We start from the raw sequence: 15310 nt of genomic DNA on the forward strand, positions 1-15310 counted from the left end.
CATGGGACCGACCGCCCGTGACGAAACGCCGACCTCGAGCCCCTCTGCCTGGCATTCGATAGAAGCCGCGACGGCGCTGGAGCGGCTCGAGAGCCGCGCTGAAGGTCTTACCGCGGCCGAAGTCGCCGCGCGGCTGAGAATCCACGGCCGAAACGAACTGCCCACCGCAAGGGAACGGTCAGCGACGAGGCGCTTCCTCGCGCAGTTCCACCATCTGCTGATCTACGTGTTGCTAGGCTCCGCAGTCGTCACCGCCGCCCTGGGCCATCTGATCGACACGGGCGTGATCCTCGCGGTTGTCCTCGCCAATGCGATCATCGGCTTCGTCCAGGAGGGACGGGCGGAAAAGGCCATGGATGCCATCCGCCAGATGCTGGCGCCGAAGTGCGCCGTCATCCGCGAGGCCCAGCGCGTAAGCATCGACAGCGCGCTGGTCGTACCGGGCGATATCGTCCTGCTCGAGGCAGGCGAGAAGGTTCCGGCCGATCTGCGCCTTCTCGCTGCGAACGGCCTGCGGGTCGAGGAAGCGGTCCTCACGGGCGAGTCGGCCCCTGTCGACAAGGCTGTCCGTCCCGTCGTCTCCGACGCGGCGATCGGCGACCGGTCCAGCATGGCGTTCAGCGGAACGCTGGTGACCGCGGGAACAGCGCGCGGCGTCGCCGTGGCGACCGGTGGAAGCACCGAGATCGGCCGCATCAGCCGTTTGCTCGCGCAGGTCGAGACCCTGACCACGCCGCTCGTCCGACAGATGGATCGGTTCGCGCGCTGGCTGACGGTCCTGATCCTGCTGATGGCCGGCAGCCTGCTCGTCTATGGCTACTTCGTCGGCCATGAGGACTTCGCCGAGCTCTTCATGATTGTCGTCGGGCTCTCTGTCGCGGCCATCCCAGAGGGTCTCCCGGCTGTCCTCACCATAACCTTGGCCGTCGGGGTCAAGGCGATGGCGCGCCGCAACGCCATCGTCCGCCGCCTGCCGGCCATAGAAACCCTCGGTTCCGTCTCGGTGATCTGCACGGACAAGACCGGCACGCTCACCCGGAACGAGATGATGGTGGCGACGCTGGCGAGCGGCTGCCGCACCTATTCCGTATCCGGCCAAGGATACGCGCCGAACGGCGACATTCGCCTCAGGGAGGCGGAGCCCGGCGAGGTGGATCTCGAACGGCTGGAGATCGCGGCCCGCGTCGCCGCCCTTTGCAATGACGCGGCCCTGCGGAATTCAGGCGGCGAATGGCTCGTGGAAGGCGACCCCATGGAGGGCGCCCTGAAGGCGCTGGCGGGGAAGATCGGTGGTCAGACATCGAGCGCATGTGGCGCGTGGCGCCGCTTGGACGTCATCCCGTTCGACGCCGCGCACCGTTACATGGCCACCCTCGATCGCGACCCGCACGGAGGCGTCCAGATCCACGCCAAGGGCGCGCCGGAGCGGATCCTGGCCATGTGCTCCGCTCAGCAGAGGTCGGACGGGGGGGTGGAGCCGCTCGACACCCTCTATTGGACGGCGAAGATCGACGAGATCGCGGCCGAAGGGCAGCGGGTCATCGGCCTTGCGTACGGAGCTGCTCCTGAGGGCTGCACGGAGCTCCGCCCGCACGACTTCGATGGCCGGATGACGTTCGTCGGCCTGGTCGGTCTCATCGATCCGCCGCGATCCGAAGCGGTGGCGGCCGTGACGGAATGCCATGCCGCCGGCATTCGCGTGAAGATGATCACTGGCGATCATGCCGGCACCGCAGCCGCGATCGCGCGCCAGATCGGCCTGCAGAACCCGGGCAGGGTTCTCACGGGAGCCGACCTGGACAAGCTGGACGATGTGGCGCTTGCCGCCGCTGCCATCGACGTCGATGTGTTCGCCCGCACCAGTCCCGAACACAAGTTGCGGCTGGTGGCGGCGCTGCAATCTCGCGGGCTGATCGTCGCCATGACGGGCGACGGCGTTAACGACGCCCCTGCCCTGAAGCGAGCGGATGCCGGCGTCGCGATGGGCCAGAAGGGCAGTGAGGCGGCCAAGGAAGCCGCCGAGATCGTTCTCGCTGATGACAATTTCGCTTCTATCGTCGCTGCGGTGCGCGAGGGCCGGACCGTCTACGACAACCTCAAGAAGGTAATCAGCTGGACCCTGCCCACGAACGCCGGGGAGGCGCTGACGATCATCGTCGCGCTGTTGGCGGGCCTTTCCCTGCCAATCACGGCCATCCAGATCTTGTGGGTCAATCTCGTAACCGCCGTGACCCTTGGGCTGGCGCTCGCCTTCGAGCCGACCGAAGCGAACACAATGAAGCGATCGCCGCGTCCGCGCAGCGAGCCGCTGCTGACCAGCGGTCTCCTCTGGCATGTGGTCCTCGTCTCCAGCCTGTTCCTCGCGGCGGTCTTCGGCATCTATTCGTATGCGGTGGACAAGGGCTATGCGCCCGAGCTCGCCCGCACCATGGCCGTGAATACGCTCGTGGTGCTCGAGATCTTCCATCTGTTCTTCATCCGCAACATCCACGGCGCATCTCTGACTTGGAAGGCGGCGAAGGGCACGCCGGTCGTCTGGGCATGCGTCGTCGCGGTCACTTCGGCGCAGTTCCTTGTGACCTACCTTCCGCCGCTTCAGCAGGTGTTCGGCACGCGCGCGGTGCCGCTGCTTGATGGTGTCATCATCGTCACTGTCGGCGTCGTCTTCTTCGCAGTGATCGAAGCCGAGAAGCAGATACGCCCGGCCTTGCGCGCCACCGGCGCTTCGCCTCAGCTGGCGCGGGCGACGGCGAACAAGGACGACCAGGGGGTGCGAGGAGGCTTCGGCTTGAAGCGGATTCTCGTGGCTTACGACTTCTCGCCGGGAGCTGACCGGGCCCTCCGGAGAGCCACGCTGCTCGCGAAGACGTCAGGCGCGGGGATCTTGCTCGCCCACGCCGCCGACGAGGCCGCCACGGCCGAGGCCGGCCGCGAGACCGAGGCTTCGCTGACGGCGCTCGCCAAGACGATCAGATCCGTGGACGGGGTGGCCTGTGAGATACGCATCATCGCCGGTCGCGCTCCGGAAACCATCGCCCACCTCGGCGCCAACGTGGGAGCCGATCTGATCGTCAGCGGGCCGCCGCGCGCGAACGCCGTGCGTAATCTGTTCCTCGGCACGACGGCGGGACGATCGGCCAAGGGCGGCCGGGCGCCTGTTCTGGTGGCGGCGGGCGTTCCGAGCGGCGTCTACCGTCGAGCACTGTTCGCGACCGACCTGTCGCAGGGCTCCGCCGACGCAGCGGCGGCGGCGCGCGGGCTCGGCCTCCTGGACCGCAGCCGCCTTGCGGCGCTCTACGCCTTCCCGGCGCCCGCCGTGGGCCTGATGCGGCGGACGCCGACGCCTCGCGCGGATTTCGCCGCTTACATGGCCGAAGAAGCAAGCCGTTCTCGCGAGGCGCTGCGCGCCTTCCTCGACCGGCATGGCATCTCCGCGGACCAGCAACTCGTCGAACCTATCGACGTCAACGCTGCGGTGGTGGTCCGGGCGATCGCGCGGCGCGTTCGCGCAGACCTCATCGTCATCGGCGCGGGCGGTCGCAGTGACCTGGAAACGGTTCTGCTCGGCAGCGTCGCCACGAGTATCCTCGCGGCGGCGGATCGCGACGTCTTTCTCGCTCCCTCGTCGGGAGTTCCGCCTGCTCGGGCCGTGCCTGCGCCCTGAGCCAACGCCCGACCGAGAGGCGGGTGTGGGGCAAAGACGTGTCGGGGCTCGGGGGCGCGGCCTCCCGGGAGGCCGCGGACGTCCCGCAACGGCGTGGCCGTGAGTTGCGAAACCGAACCGCCGCCTGCGCCTTCTCGCCAAGAGGCAGGAGGCGATGCTTGGAACGGTGGACGAACGGCAGGCTGTTCATGGCGGCGGTGATGCTCGTGGGCGTGTACCTGCTCGCCCAGGGCCTGCTGCGCCTTTCAAGCCTCTGGATGCTGGTGTTCGGTTCGGTCGTGGTGGCGGTCGTCATCCGCGCGCTGGCGGATCCGCTCGTCCGTCGGGCAAGGCTGAGGAACGGCCTGGCGGTGGCCGCATCCGTGCTGATCATCATCGCCCTCCTCACGCTGATCGGCTTCCTCTTCGGTCGCGAGATCGAGATCCAGATCCAGCAGTTGGCGGAAAGGCTGCCGGCGGCTTGGGACGCCTTCCAGACGCGGTTGGCCTCCTCGCCCGCGTCCGGCTGGCTGGTGGAGCAGGCGCAGAGCCTCGCCTCGAGCGCCGGTCGGGCGCTTGCGATCGCGCCCCGCATCGCCATGGAGGCGGCCTCTGCGCTCACGACGCTCGTGCTGGTTCTGGTCGCGGGGGTGTTCCTCGCTACGCAGCCCCAGAAGGCGCGCGAGGGCGTACTCGCGCTCGCGCCGCTCTCCGCCCGCCCGCGCCTTCGGGAGGTGATGGACGCAAGCGGACGCGCGCTGAAGGGCTGGCTGCGCGCACAGCTCATCTCGATGGTGCTGGTCGGGACCGTGACGACGATCGGGCTCGCCCTGATCGGGGTTCCGGCGCCGCTGGCGCTGGGGCTCTTCACCGGCCTGGCCCAGTTCGTGCCGATCGTCGGCCCCATCGCCTCTGCGGTTCCGGCCTTGCTGGTGGCGGCGACCGGCGGCTCGCAGATGCTCTGGCTGACGGTGCTGTTGTACGTCGGCGTCTCTCAGCTTGAGGCGAACCTGATCCACACCCCTCGTCCAGAGAAACGTGGCCGCCCTGCCGGTGGTGCTGGGCATCTTCGCCGTCGTCGGGCTCGGAACCCTGTTCGGCCCCCTTGGCGTGCTGTTCGCCACACCGCTGACGCTGGTGCTCTACACGGCCGTGACCATGCTCTACCGCCAGGACGTGCTTCACGATCCGGCCGCCGTGGCGCCGGGCGAGCTCCCTCCTCCAGCCGACGGCGCTCCTTGATTCCTCCCGACCAGGCGGCGTCGGCCATGCGAGAGGCGCGCTTATCTCCGCCCCGGGTCACCTGGCGCCGGGTCTAGGACGCGGCGTGCGCCGCGCCCGACCGCGTCACCCGCACCGGCGTGGCCTTGTAGGCCGGCGTATGCGCCTTCTTGTCGTGGTGCTGAAGGGGAATGAGCGGGTTCGCCTCGGGGAAGTAGGCGCCCAGGCAGCCCTCCGGGATGTCGTAGGGCACCACACGGTATCCGCGGATCACTCGCGTCACGCCATCCTCGATGGCGGTGCTGAGATCCACGAGATCGTCGGCTCCGAGCCCGTGCCGCGTCATGTCAGCGGGGTTCATGAACACGACGGTCCGGGTCCCCCGCACGCCGCGGAACCGGTCCACGTCGCTATAGACCGTGGTGTTGAACTGTCCGTTGCTGCGGAAGGTGACGAGCTGCAGCACGTCCGGGCGCCCGAAGCTCGCGACGTCGCCCGCGAACATCTGTGTGGGCGTGATGAAGTTCGCCTTGCCGCTCCGTGTCGCCCACTTGCGCTCGCGGGCGCCGAGAGGCCGCGGGAGACCGCCCGGGTCGAACATCCTGGCGTTCAAGCCCTTGAAGGTCGCAGGCCAGGTCGCCTCGATCCGCGCTCGGATCTTCGAATAGTCCGCGATCCACGCGTCCCATGTGACCTTTGGGTTCGGCGGGAGCGTCGCCTTCGCGAGGCCGGCGATGATCGCCGGCTCCGACCTGAGGTGGGGACTGGCCGGCTTCACCTGGCCTCGCGAGCCGTGGAAGTGAGCCAGGCTGCTTTCCATGGACACGGCCTGGGGCCCGCCAGCCTGTTCGTCGATCTCTATCCGGCCAAGGCACGGCAACAGATAGGCCACCTGGCCGTGGATGACATGGCTCCGGTTAAGCTTGGTGGCGATCCCCACGGTCAGGCGGAGCCGGCGCCAGGCCGCCTCCACACGCGTATGATCCGGCGCCGCGCGAGGGAAGTTGCCGCCCAGGGCGATGAACGCCTTCACCTCGCCGGTGATCATCTTCTCGCAGGCCGTCACCGTCGTCAGGCCCTCGTGTCGCGGCGGCTCGAAGCCATACTGCGCCTTGAGCTGGTCGAGAGGCGCGAGCTCCGGCTTCTCCGTGATCCCGACCGTGCGCTGCCCCTGCACGTTCGAGTGGCCGCGCACGGCGCAGATGCCGGCCCCGGGCTTGCCGACATTGCCTCGCAGCAGGAGCAGATTGACCAGCATCTGCACGTTCTCCACGCCGGCGACGTGCTGCGTGAGGCCCATGCCGTAGATGGCCATCACCGCCTCGGCTTCGGAGTAGAGCTTGGCCAGGTCCTCGATGGCTGGCCGTTCCAGGCCAGAGACGCGCTCGATTTCGGGCCAGCTGGCGTTGCGGCAATAGGCGGCGAAAGCCTCGAAGCCCTGGGTGTGGGCCGCGATGAAGTCGTGATCCAGCATCCGTCGGCTGCGCGCGGCGGCCGCCGCCGCCTTCACCGAGTACCCGGCGTCGCTGTCGGTCGCCACGAGCAGGGCGTCCCGATCGGTCGCACCCGCTTCACCCTGCGCCGCCAGCGCATCGTCCCACGCGATGAGCGCCTTGCAGACGCCGGTCAGCAGGGCGATGTCGCCGCCGTTGCGGACCTGCAGGATCTCGTCGGCGATCTCGGTTTCGCGCCAGGTCAGCATCTGGCCGGGCCGCTGCGGATTCTTGAACCGTTCGAGGCCCCGCTCCCGGAGCGGATTGACGCCGATGATCCGCGCGCCCCGCTCGGCGGCCGCCTGCAGCTGGTGAAGGATCCGGGGCGAGGACGTGCCCGGATTGTGCCCGATGTACAGCAGCAGGTCCGCCTGCTCGAAGTCCTGTAGCGACACCGTGCCGACCGAAACGCCGAGGCTCTCAGGCAGGGCGACGGACGTGCTCTCGTGGCACATGTTGGAACTGTCCGGCAGATTGTTGGTGCCGTACAGGCGGGCGAAGAGCTGCCAGAGGTATGAGGCCTCGAGACTGGCGCGTCCGCTCGCGTAGAAGACGGCCTGGTCCGGCTCGTCGGCAAGCGCCTGCAGCTCGCGCCCGATCTCGGCGAACGCCGCCTCCCACTCCACCGGGACGTAGCGGTCGGTTTCGGCGTCCCAGCGCATCGGTTGGGTCAGGCGGCCCGCTGCCTCGAGGTCGTGATCGGGCCACGCTTCGAGTTCGGTGAGCGTATGTTGGCGGAAGAAGTCCTGGTCGGCGCGATGGCGGGTGACCTCCCACGCTGTGGCCTTGACCCCGTTCTCGCAGACCTCGAGCGGATGCGCCGCGGCCGGCTTGCCCCAGGCGCAGCTCACGCACATGAAGCCGTCAGCCTTGTTCTGCTTCAGCAGAAGCGGTGGCCCGTCCACCTGGAGACCTTCGCGGACCAGGATGTCCTCGACCGAGAAGGCCGATCCGTAGCCGCCGGCCGGGCCCTTGTAGGGCTTGATCCGCCCCTTCCGGGATTTCGCCATTCGCATTCCTCGAGGCTGCCCCCTTTCGGAACGCGCCGCCGTGCGCTGCGATGCATCGGAGCGCACGGCTTGAGCGTTAGATGGGATCGCTGTCGGCCGGGGGCCTCACCTCATGACGCTCACCGCTTCGACCCCTCTGCCCCGCTGGGGCTGGCGCCTCGGCCAGGCCGAAGAGGGGGTCCGCGAAACGGCCGAGGAGACGCCGATCGCCATCTCGCACGACGGCTCGACCGCGGCGGTGATGATGGCCACGCCCACCGACCTTGAAGACTTCGCGGTCGGCTTCAGCCTGACAGAAGGCGCGATCGCCTCCCTCTCAGAGATCCGGGCCATGGATGTCGTCGAACAGCCTTCCGGCGTCGAGGTGCGGCTCTGGCTGACGTCGCGCCGCTCCGCGGAGCTCGCGGCCCGGCGGCGACGCCTCGTGGGTCCCACCGGATGCGGCCTCTGCGGTCTGGAGAGCCTGTCGGAGGCGGTCAAGGCTCCGCCGACCGTCTCGACGGACGTCCGGGTTTCCGCCGAGCAGATCGTCAGGGCCATGGGGGCCCTTGCCGCGCAACAGCCTTTGGGAGCGGCCACGCGCGCCGTTCATGCCGCCGCCCTTTGGGCCGAGGGGAACATCGTCCTCGCACGAGAGGATGTCGGCCGCCACAATGCGCTCGACAAGCTCGTGGGCGCAGCGGTCCGGGCTGGCGAACCGCGGCGGCAGCTCCTGCTCCTGACCAGCCGGATCTCGGTGGAGCTGGTCCAGAAGGCCGCGGTCCTTGGAACCCCCGTCATCTGCGCCGTGTCTGCGCCCACCGCGCTCGCCGTGCGCCTTGCGGACGAGGCGGGCATCACCCTCGTCGGCATCGTGCGCGAAGACGGGCTGGAGGTCTTCACCCATCCGCGTCGCGTGAGCTTTGCACAAGGCTGATCCGAGCTCGCTCGCAGGCTGGGCGGCCGCCGTAAGGTCGAGGCAGCGCTGCGCCCGCAGGCTTTCTCCCGCGCCAAGCGGACATGAGGGCGTCAGCTTCGAGGACGCTCGGATGGATTTGGACGTCCGTGCTTGGACGGACTGCTAGGCTTGCGGCGTCAACGCGCTTCACGCGCCGGGGGCAGCGTTCGGATATAGGCGATCAGGTCCGCCCGGGCTTGTGGATCCGGAACCGCCATCACCATGCGCGTGCCCGGCGCAAACGTCGTCGGCGCCGCGAGGAAGGCCTCGAGGTTCTCTACCGTCCAGGCCTCGCTCGACTTGGCCTTCAAGCCTTCGCTGTAGCCGCCAAATCCCGAGACGCTCGCGATGGGTCGATCGGCCACGCCCCGCAGAGTGGGGGGCGATCGAGACGGTGTGGCATCCCCGGCACTGCGCGGCATAGAGTTCAGCCCCTGCTTCCTCGTCGCCGGCCCGTTGGGGTTCGGCCCAGGCGGCCCGCTCGCTCCCGCCGACCGCCGCCGCCACCCCGCCCAGGATCGCGATCACCGCCATCCGCCGCCGTCGCACGCACTTCATTATTCACCTCCGCCTGGGTAGCGAACCTTAGCGGAATTGTTTATTGGTGCAATTATCGATTAAGTGACGGGAAGGCCGCAGAGCCGACGTCAGCCGGTTGGGAGGGTGTCCATGTCCAGGTTCAGAGCCGTCACGGGCTCCGCCCTCGCCATTGGGCTGTTGACGGGGGTCAGCGGTTTCGCCGCCCATACGGCCTGGGCGCAGGCGGGCCGGTCCAGCGACGCCGCCGCCACTGCGATCGTCGCCGTCCGCCGCCTGACGGAAAGCCAGTACCGCCATGCGATAGCTGACGCTTTTGGTGCGGACGTTGGGATTGAAGGTCGCTTTGAGCCCGAACGTCGCGAGGGCGGCCTGCTGGCCGTGGGCGGCGGCCAGCTGTCGATCACCTCGTCCGGGTTCGAACAGTACTTCCGCCTTGCGGACGACATCGCCGCCCAGGCTGTGGCGCCAGAGCGCCGCGCACGGCTGGCCGACTGCAGGCCGGTGTCCGACAAGGCGCCGGACGAGGCGTGCGCCCGGCAGATCATCGCCCATGTCGGCGAGCAGCTCTTCCGCCGCCCCCTGACGGAGGCCGAGCTCGCCCCTCGGGTCCGAACGGCGACGCTCGGCGCCGAGCGCACCGCCGACTTCTACGGCGGAGTCGCCCTCGCCCTGAAGAGCCTGCTGGTTGCGCCCGAGTTCCTGTTCCGCATGGAGCGCGCCGAAACGGATCCGGCCAACGACGGTCAGCCGCGCCTCGACGGCTACAGCAAGGCCTCTCGTCTCTCCTTCCTGTTCTGGGACGCTCCGCCTGACGCAGAGCTGCGCCGCGCCGCCGCGTCCGGCGAACTGCACACCGTCGACGGCTTGAATCGGCAAGTCACCCGTCTGGCCGCATCGCCGCGCCTGCACGACGGCGCCCGCGCGTTCTTCGCCGACATGCTGCAGCTGGACCATTTCGACGGTCTGACGAAGGACGCGAAAGCCTATCCGAAGTTCAGCCAGGCGCTCGCCGACAGCGCCCGCGAACAGACCCTGCGGACGACGGTCGAACTGCTGATCAGGCAGAAGCGCGACTATCGCGAGCTCTTCACAACCAATTCCACCTACATCAACCGCCACCTTGCGGCGGTCTACCAGGTGCCCTTCACCTCGACGGCGGACTGGACGCCCTTCACCTTCCCGAAGGAAGCGGAACGGTCCGGCATCCTCACCGAGGTGACATTCCTGTCGCTGTTCGCGCACCCCGCGGCCTCGTCGCCGACGCGGCGCGGCGTCAAGCTGCACGAGATCTTCATGTGCGAGCCGACGCCGGATCCCCCGGCCGACGTGGACTTCTCGAAGGTTCAGGCGCTGGAGAACGGTACGGTCCGGACCCGCCTGCTCGCCCACATGGAGAACGAAGGCTGCGCCGCCTGCCATCGCGTCAGCGACCCGGTCGGCCTGGCCCTCGAGCACTTCGACGGCATCGGGCAGAGGCGCACGCTCGAGAACGGGCAGCCCATCGACGTCAGCGCCGACCTCAATGGGTTCCGCTTCACCGGCCCAAGGCGTCGGCGCTTACCTCAAGCAGGAGCGGAAGATCCCGGCCTGCCTGGTGCGCAACGTCTACGCCTACGGCGTGGGCAAGGCGCCCGACGAACGCGACGAGGACTATCTGGCCGACCAGACCGAGGCCTTCGCCAAAGACGGGTACCGCGTGCCCGAGATGATGGTGCGCGTCGCCGCCAGCCCCGAGTTCTTCAAGGTGAAATTGCCGGCGCGGGCGCGGCCCGCCGCAAGGGTGGCTGCGGCCCTGACCGGCGCGACGGGAGGAAATCCATGAGCCAGCGCTTCAACCGGCGCTCCCTCGCTGCGCGGCATGCTTGGCGGCGGTGCGGTCACCCTCGGGCTTCCGGCCCTCGACATCTTCCTGGACGGCCACGGCCAGGCCTGGGCCGACGGCGCTCGCCTGCCCGTGCGCTTCGGAACGTACTTCTGGGGCTTGGGGCTCACCGACACGCCCGCCGGCGGAACGCGCTGGGTGCCCAAGACCATCGGCGGCGGCTACGAGATCACACCGGAACTGGAGGCGCTGCGGCCGGTCAAGGACAAGGTGTCGGTTCTGTCCGGCTTCCGCGTCATCGGGGACGGCCGACCCAACATCGTCCACTGGACGGGGCACGCCGCCATCCTGTCGGGCCTCGCCCCCTCCGTGACCAACCGGATGGACGCCCCCTCCTTCGACACACGGATCGCCGACGCCATCGGCGGCGGTGTGCGCTTCCGGGTCCTCGACGCCTCGGCCTCCGGCAAGGTCGTGAGCTATTCGACGCGGACGGGCTCGGCGTTCGCGACCCCCGACACGACGCCACTCGAACTCTACACTCGCCTGTTCGGCCCCGGCTTCCAGGATCCGAACCGGTCGGACTGGAAGCCCGATCCGTCGATCCTGCTGCAGCAGAGCGTACTGTCCTCCGTAACCGAACAGCGCCAGGCCCTCCTGGCCGACGCGGGCCGGGCCGACCAGGTCAAGCTCGACCAGTACTTCACCTCGGTGCGCGAGATGGAACAGCAGCTCGCCCTCGGCCTCGAGCGGCCCGAGAAATGCGAGTCCTGCGTCGTGCCCGACGCCCCGAAGGCGCCGGTGAAGGGCGCGTCCATCGATGTCGTCAACGCCAACACCAAGACCATGGCCAAGCTGCTGGCGATGGCGCTCGCGTGCAATCAGTCGAAGGTCTTCAACTTCGTCCACACGCCGGGCGCGTCGGAGACCTATGTGCCTGGCGAGACGAAGATCTATCACCAGATCACCCACGACGAGCCCACCGACACCCGGCTGGGCTACCAGGTGGAGACCAGCAAGCTCGCCGGACTGGTCATGCAGGGCCTCGGCGACTTCCTGGCCGAACTGGACGCCATCCGCGAAGGCGACGGAACCCTGCTCGACCGCAGCCTGGTGATGGCCTTCAGCGACACCGGCTACGCCAAGATCCATTCCATCGAGAACATCCCGATCTTCCTCGCCGGCGGCGCCCGGCGGGCGTCACAAGGCCGGCCAGCACATCGCCGGAAAGGGCGAGGCCGTCACGCGGGTGTCGCTCACCGCCCAGCAGCTTGCCGGCGTGGCGGTCGGGGAGTTCGGGGTCGGCGGCATGCGCACAGCCCGGCCGATCACGGAGCTGATGGCATGAGCCGCGCCCGCACGCTCCGCCTGACCCTTCTGGCCGGCCTTGTTCTCGCAGCGCCGACGTCGGCCCTGGCCGGCTGGAGCCGGACCTTCGTCGTCGAATGGTACGAGCCCGCCATGTACTACGGGGGGCAAAAGCGGCACGACCGAACCGGGAACCGACTGTCCCGCCGGGACCAATCCGGAGCCGGATTGGATCAAGGTGATGACCGACGCCGGCTACACTCGCGAGCAGGCGCTCTGGCTGCGCGATCCGGCCAACCCCACGCGTAGTCCCATCCATGGCCAGAACCAGATGGCGTTCCGCGGCGAGGGCCGCGCCAATGTCTACATCAACCCCACGTCCACACCCGACGGGGGACTCGTAGGCGTCAGCGGCGACGTGGCCGAGGGTCTGGATCTCGACGGCGACTCCCGGACAGGTTTCGTCAGCCCCACCGGCGCCCGCGGCGTCGACAACATGTTCTACAAGGCGCTCGGCTGCTGGAAGACCTTCCGCGGCCCCCCGCGGCTCTCGAGCGGTGCGCTGTCCAACAACGACGCCATGCGCGACGGCGCCTGGACCGTGGTGGTCGTCGTCGAAGGTCGCGGAAAGGATCCGCGGAACGACAGCGACGTCACCGTCGGCTTCTATCCGAGCGCGGACAAGCTGGTGAAAGATGCGATGGGCGACGTCGCGGCGGACTATACCTTCCGCATCCGACCCGATCCGAAGCTGGAGGCGATCTTCAAGGCGAAGAGCGTCAACGGCCGCATCGTCTCGACGCGCGCAATGGACGAGGTCTGGATGCGCGATGCAGGCGCCGCGCGCGAACTGCAGCTGCTCAAGGCCCGGATCGACCTGACGCTGAAACCGGACGGCGGCCTCTCCGGCTACATCGGCGGCTACCGGCCGTGGCGGCCCGTCTACGACGGCTACGTCCGCGCCCGCGGACCGGTGATCGAGGCGCTGACCTGGGTGAAGCTGCCGGACGTCTACTACGCGCTCCGCCGCAACGCCGACTACAGTCCGGCCGGAGCCAAGGGCGAGAAGACCCACATCTCCTTCGCCTACCGCCTCGACGCGATCCCGGCGTTCGTGGTGTCTCCCGACGCGACGCGGCTCGCGACGGCGACCTCCTACAAGGCGCTGGCGAAGTCCGGCGAGACGCAGATGGCCGACCGCGCGCCCTTCAACGTCGTGGATGGCATCGTCGTCGCCAAGGGCGCCAAGGCGGAGTCGCAGCCGGAAAGCGCCCTGCTGCCGCCGGCGTCCAGAACCGGAAGCGGGGCCGGAGGCGCGCCATGAACCTGCTGCGCGTCCTCTGGGCCGCCGCCGCCCTCCTCCTGCCGCCGACGGCCGCCTGGGCCGAGGGCCTCCCGGCCCTTCCCGAGCCTCTGAAGCTCACGCGCATGTCCGGCGTCGGCCTGGTCGTGTCCGATCTGGAGCGCTCCAGACAGTTCTACACCGAGGTCCTTGGCTTCAAGGTCGCAGCCAGGGTTCCCGCCCAGGGCCCGGCTCAGGAATACCTCCTGGGACTCTCGGGCGACGTTCGCGCCGACACTCTGGTGGTGATCCGGCAGGGCCAGGTCCCGGCGGGCGCGACGGGGTTCGGCCGGGTCATCGTCGTGGCGCCGAACGCCCGTGGTCTTGCGGAGCGCGCGGCTGCGGCGGGCTACAAGCCGGCGCGGATCGTCGACGGGACCAATGTCGTCCGCGACCCGGACGGCTACGCCATAGAGCTCTATCAGCGACCCGCGACCCGCTAGGCCCCTCTGGCGGCGAGCGACCCGCGCGTCTACCGTCGCTGGGATGCACGACGTTGCGCAGACGCAGACGACGACGCTGAGCCGGCGGGCCCTCTACGAGCGGGTCTGGAGCCGCCCCCTCAGCACGGTCGCGCAGGAGCTGTCGCTCAGCAGCAACGGCCTGTCGAAGATATGCGATCGCCTGATGATTCCCTATCCGGGTCGCGGCCATTGGTCGAAGGCCGCGGCGGGCCGCGCCCCGGAACGGCCGCCCCTTCCGCCCACGCCGGAGGGGGTCGAGGAGCAGATCGTCATCGGCGGCGCCCGCCCCGCGTCGCGGCGGCAGCGCACCCGCTTCTCGACGGAGCAGCGCCGGGAGCAATTGGTCGATGCGGCCGCCGAGATCATCACGGCGGAGGGCCTGCCGGCCTTGACGATGAAACGGGTCGCCCGCCACGTGGGCATCAGCGAGGCCCAGGCCCACAACTACTTCGCCCAGCGCAAGGACCTGCTCGTCGCCCTGGCGCGCCGGGAGTTGTCGGCCATGGAAGCCCGGCGGCGCTCCGAGATCGATCGCGGACACGACCGCTACACGAAGATCGCGTTGTCCACGATGGCCTACCTGCGCGAAGCGGCCGGCCGCGGTGCGCTGATCCAGGTGCTGACGCAGTCTCCGGAGGTGCGGGAAGCGCTCCGCCAGGAACGTGAGATCACACAGCAAGCCGACCGGCGTCAGGTGATGTCGAACCTCACCGACACCTACGGCGTGCCCTCGGACACGGCCCGGGTCATGACGAGCGTCCTCACCGCGGTCTGCCTCCGGGCCGGCCGCCTCGTGGCCCGCGGCAAGCTCGACCTCGCCGCCGCCGAGCGCCTGACCCTGGCGATCACCATGACGGGCAACCGGGATCTGATGCGAGCCTATCGCACGCGGCCGGCGCAGGACGGGGATTGATCGCGGCGCAGCCCTAGCGCGGCCGCAGCGCCGCCAGAGACGAATCGACGAGCCGGGCGGTCATCTCACGGGCGCGGTCGAGCTGCAGCTCCCCCTGCCACGCCAGCCGGCCCATCTCCTCCGGGATCGCCGCGACCATGAAGACCACGGCGACGGCTTCCGTCGCCGGCAGGCGAAGCTCCCGCCTCAGCAGGCGTGCGAAGCCGCGCAACAGGCGGTCCCGGAGCCGTGCGGCATCGGGTGCGATCCGCCCCGCCATGAAGCTGTCGCGCAGGATGTAGTGGACGAGCGGCCCCCGCGCGGCGACGTGCTGCAGATACAGGTCCGCGCAGCCCCGGGCCCGCGCCGACAGCTCCGGCGCCTCCGCCGCCTGGTCGAAGCCCGACGACCTGAGGACGTCCAGTTCCTCGAGGAGCACCGCATTGAAGAGGTCCCACTGGGTGGGGAAGTAGCCGTACACCAACCCCTTGGAGACGCCCGCCGCGGCCGCCAGCCCCTCCATCGGCAGCGGCAGATGGCCCCGCTCCAGAAGCAGTCCGGCGGCGGCCTCGACGATCTGCCGACGGCGCACTTCCGGTGTTAGGCGCTGCCTCGCGGCCACCCTCGTCCTCCTGTTC

Annotated in this window: 11 protein-coding genes and 2 pseudogenes; 10 read left to right on the forward strand and 3 right to left on the reverse strand. The window is 69.2% G+C overall.

Going from position 1 to position 15310, the window contains the following annotated elements; genetic code table 11:
* Position 1: 1 nt before the first annotated feature.
* The 3 genes and pseudogenes from LRS10_RS24740 to LRS10_RS00515 form a co-directional block, all read left to right on the forward strand.
* Positions 2-1435: pseudogene (locus LRS10_RS24740) on the forward strand (cation-translocating P-type ATPase); the annotation flags it as partial.
* 36 nt (positions 1436-1471) lie between these two features.
* Positions 1472-3664 (forward strand): HAD-IC family P-type ATPase, encoded by a 2193-nt coding sequence (locus tag LRS10_RS00510; RefSeq protein WP_374570853.1) that lies wholly within the window; start codon positions 1472-1474, stop codon positions 3662-3664.
* 158 nt (positions 3665-3822) lie between these two features.
* Positions 3823-4962, forward strand: coding sequence for an AI-2E family transporter (locus LRS10_RS00515; RefSeq protein ID WP_257835535.1), 1140 nt, complete (start codon positions 3823-3825; stop codon positions 4960-4962).
* On the opposite strand, the gene LRS10_RS00520 is transcribed toward LRS10_RS00515, so the two are convergent.
* Positions 4959-7367, reverse strand: coding sequence for an FdhF/YdeP family oxidoreductase (locus LRS10_RS00520; RefSeq protein WP_257835536.1), 2409 nt, complete (start codon positions 7365-7367; stop codon positions 4959-4961). The genes LRS10_RS00515 and LRS10_RS00520 overlap by 4 nt on opposite strands.
* 112 nt (positions 7368-7479) lie before the next feature.
* Between LRS10_RS00520 and fdhD the strand changes: the two genes are divergently transcribed.
* A complete protein-coding gene (gene fdhD, locus LRS10_RS00525) occupies positions 7480-8283 on the forward strand; it encodes a formate dehydrogenase accessory sulfurtransferase FdhD (protein ID WP_257835537.1) in 804 nt (267 codons plus the stop codon).
* Positions 8284-8441: 158 nt separating this feature from the next.
* On the opposite strand, the gene LRS10_RS00530 is transcribed toward fdhD, so the two are convergent.
* Entirely contained in the window at positions 8442-8615 is a 174-nt protein-coding gene (locus tag LRS10_RS00530; RefSeq protein ID WP_257835538.1) for a cytochrome c family protein, read from the reverse strand.
* Positions 8616-8973: 358 nt separating this feature from the next.
* On the opposite strand from LRS10_RS00530, the pseudogene LRS10_RS24745 reads away from it, so the two are divergent.
* The 6 genes and pseudogenes from LRS10_RS24745 to LRS10_RS00560 all read left to right on the forward strand — a co-directional run.
* Positions 8974-10266: pseudogene (locus tag LRS10_RS24745) on the forward strand (DUF1592 domain-containing protein); the annotation flags it as partial.
* Positions 10267-10366: 100 nt separating this feature from the next.
* A complete protein-coding gene (locus LRS10_RS00540; RefSeq protein WP_257835540.1) occupies positions 10367-10666 on the forward strand; it encodes a DUF1585 domain-containing protein in 300 nt (99 codons plus the stop codon).
* Between the two features lie 36 nt (positions 10667-10702).
* Complete coding sequence (locus LRS10_RS00545) at positions 10703-12283, forward strand: DUF1552 domain-containing protein (protein WP_257835541.1); 1581 nt, start codon at positions 10703-10705, stop codon at positions 12281-12283.
* Positions 12216-13298 (forward strand): hypothetical protein, encoded by a 1083-nt coding sequence (locus tag LRS10_RS00550; RefSeq protein ID WP_257835542.1) that lies wholly within the window; start codon positions 12216-12218, stop codon positions 13296-13298. Before LRS10_RS00545 ends, LRS10_RS00550 begins: the two co-directional genes overlap by 68 nt.
* Entirely contained in the window at positions 13295-13759 is a 465-nt protein-coding gene (locus LRS10_RS00555; RefSeq protein ID WP_257835543.1) for a VOC family protein, read from the forward strand. Before LRS10_RS00550 ends, LRS10_RS00555 begins: the two co-directional genes overlap by 4 nt.
* Positions 13760-13802: 43 nt before the next feature.
* Entirely contained in the window at positions 13803-14693 is an 891-nt protein-coding gene (locus tag LRS10_RS00560) for a TetR/AcrR family transcriptional regulator (protein WP_257835544.1), read from the forward strand.
* Between the two features lie 13 nt (positions 14694-14706).
* Here the strand turns inward: LRS10_RS00560 and LRS10_RS00565 are convergent, their stop codons facing one another.
* Positions 14707-15294, reverse strand: coding sequence for a TetR/AcrR family transcriptional regulator (locus tag LRS10_RS00565; protein ID WP_257835545.1), 588 nt, complete (start codon positions 15292-15294; stop codon positions 14707-14709).
* Positions 15295-15310: the final 16 nt, after the last annotated feature.

Origin of the sequence: Phenylobacterium sp. J426 (assembly GCF_024699945.1) — a bacterium.
Lineage (GTDB): Bacteria > Pseudomonadota > Alphaproteobacteria > Caulobacterales > Caulobacteraceae > Phenylobacterium.

What these genes read in the sequence shown, in the direction of transcription:
- LRS10_RS00560 (WP_257835544.1), top strand. Translation starts at nt 13,803, where the DNA reads ATGCACGACGTTGCGCAGACGCAGACGACGACGCTGAGCCGGCGGGCC.
- LRS10_RS00555 (WP_257835543.1), top strand. Translation starts at nt 13,295, where the DNA reads ATGAACCTGCTGCGCGTCCTCTGGGCCGCCGCCGCCCTCCTCCTGCCG.
- LRS10_RS00540 (WP_257835540.1), top strand. Translation starts at nt 10,367, where the DNA reads ATGGGTTCCGCTTCACCGGCCCAAGGCGTCGGCGCTTACCTCAAGCAG.
- LRS10_RS00550 (WP_257835542.1), top strand. Translation starts at nt 12,216, where the DNA reads ATGACCGACGCCGGCTACACTCGCGAGCAGGCGCTCTGGCTGCGCGAT.
- LRS10_RS00520 (WP_257835536.1), bottom strand. Translation starts at nt 7,367, where the DNA reads ATGGCGAAATCCCGGAAGGGGCGGATCAAGCCCTACAAGGGCCCGGCC.
- fdhD (WP_257835537.1), top strand. Translation starts at nt 7,480, where the DNA reads ATGACGCTCACCGCTTCGACCCCTCTGCCCCGCTGGGGCTGGCGCCTC.
- LRS10_RS00545 (WP_257835541.1), top strand. Translation starts at nt 10,703, where the DNA reads ATGCTTGGCGGCGGTGCGGTCACCCTCGGGCTTCCGGCCCTCGACATC.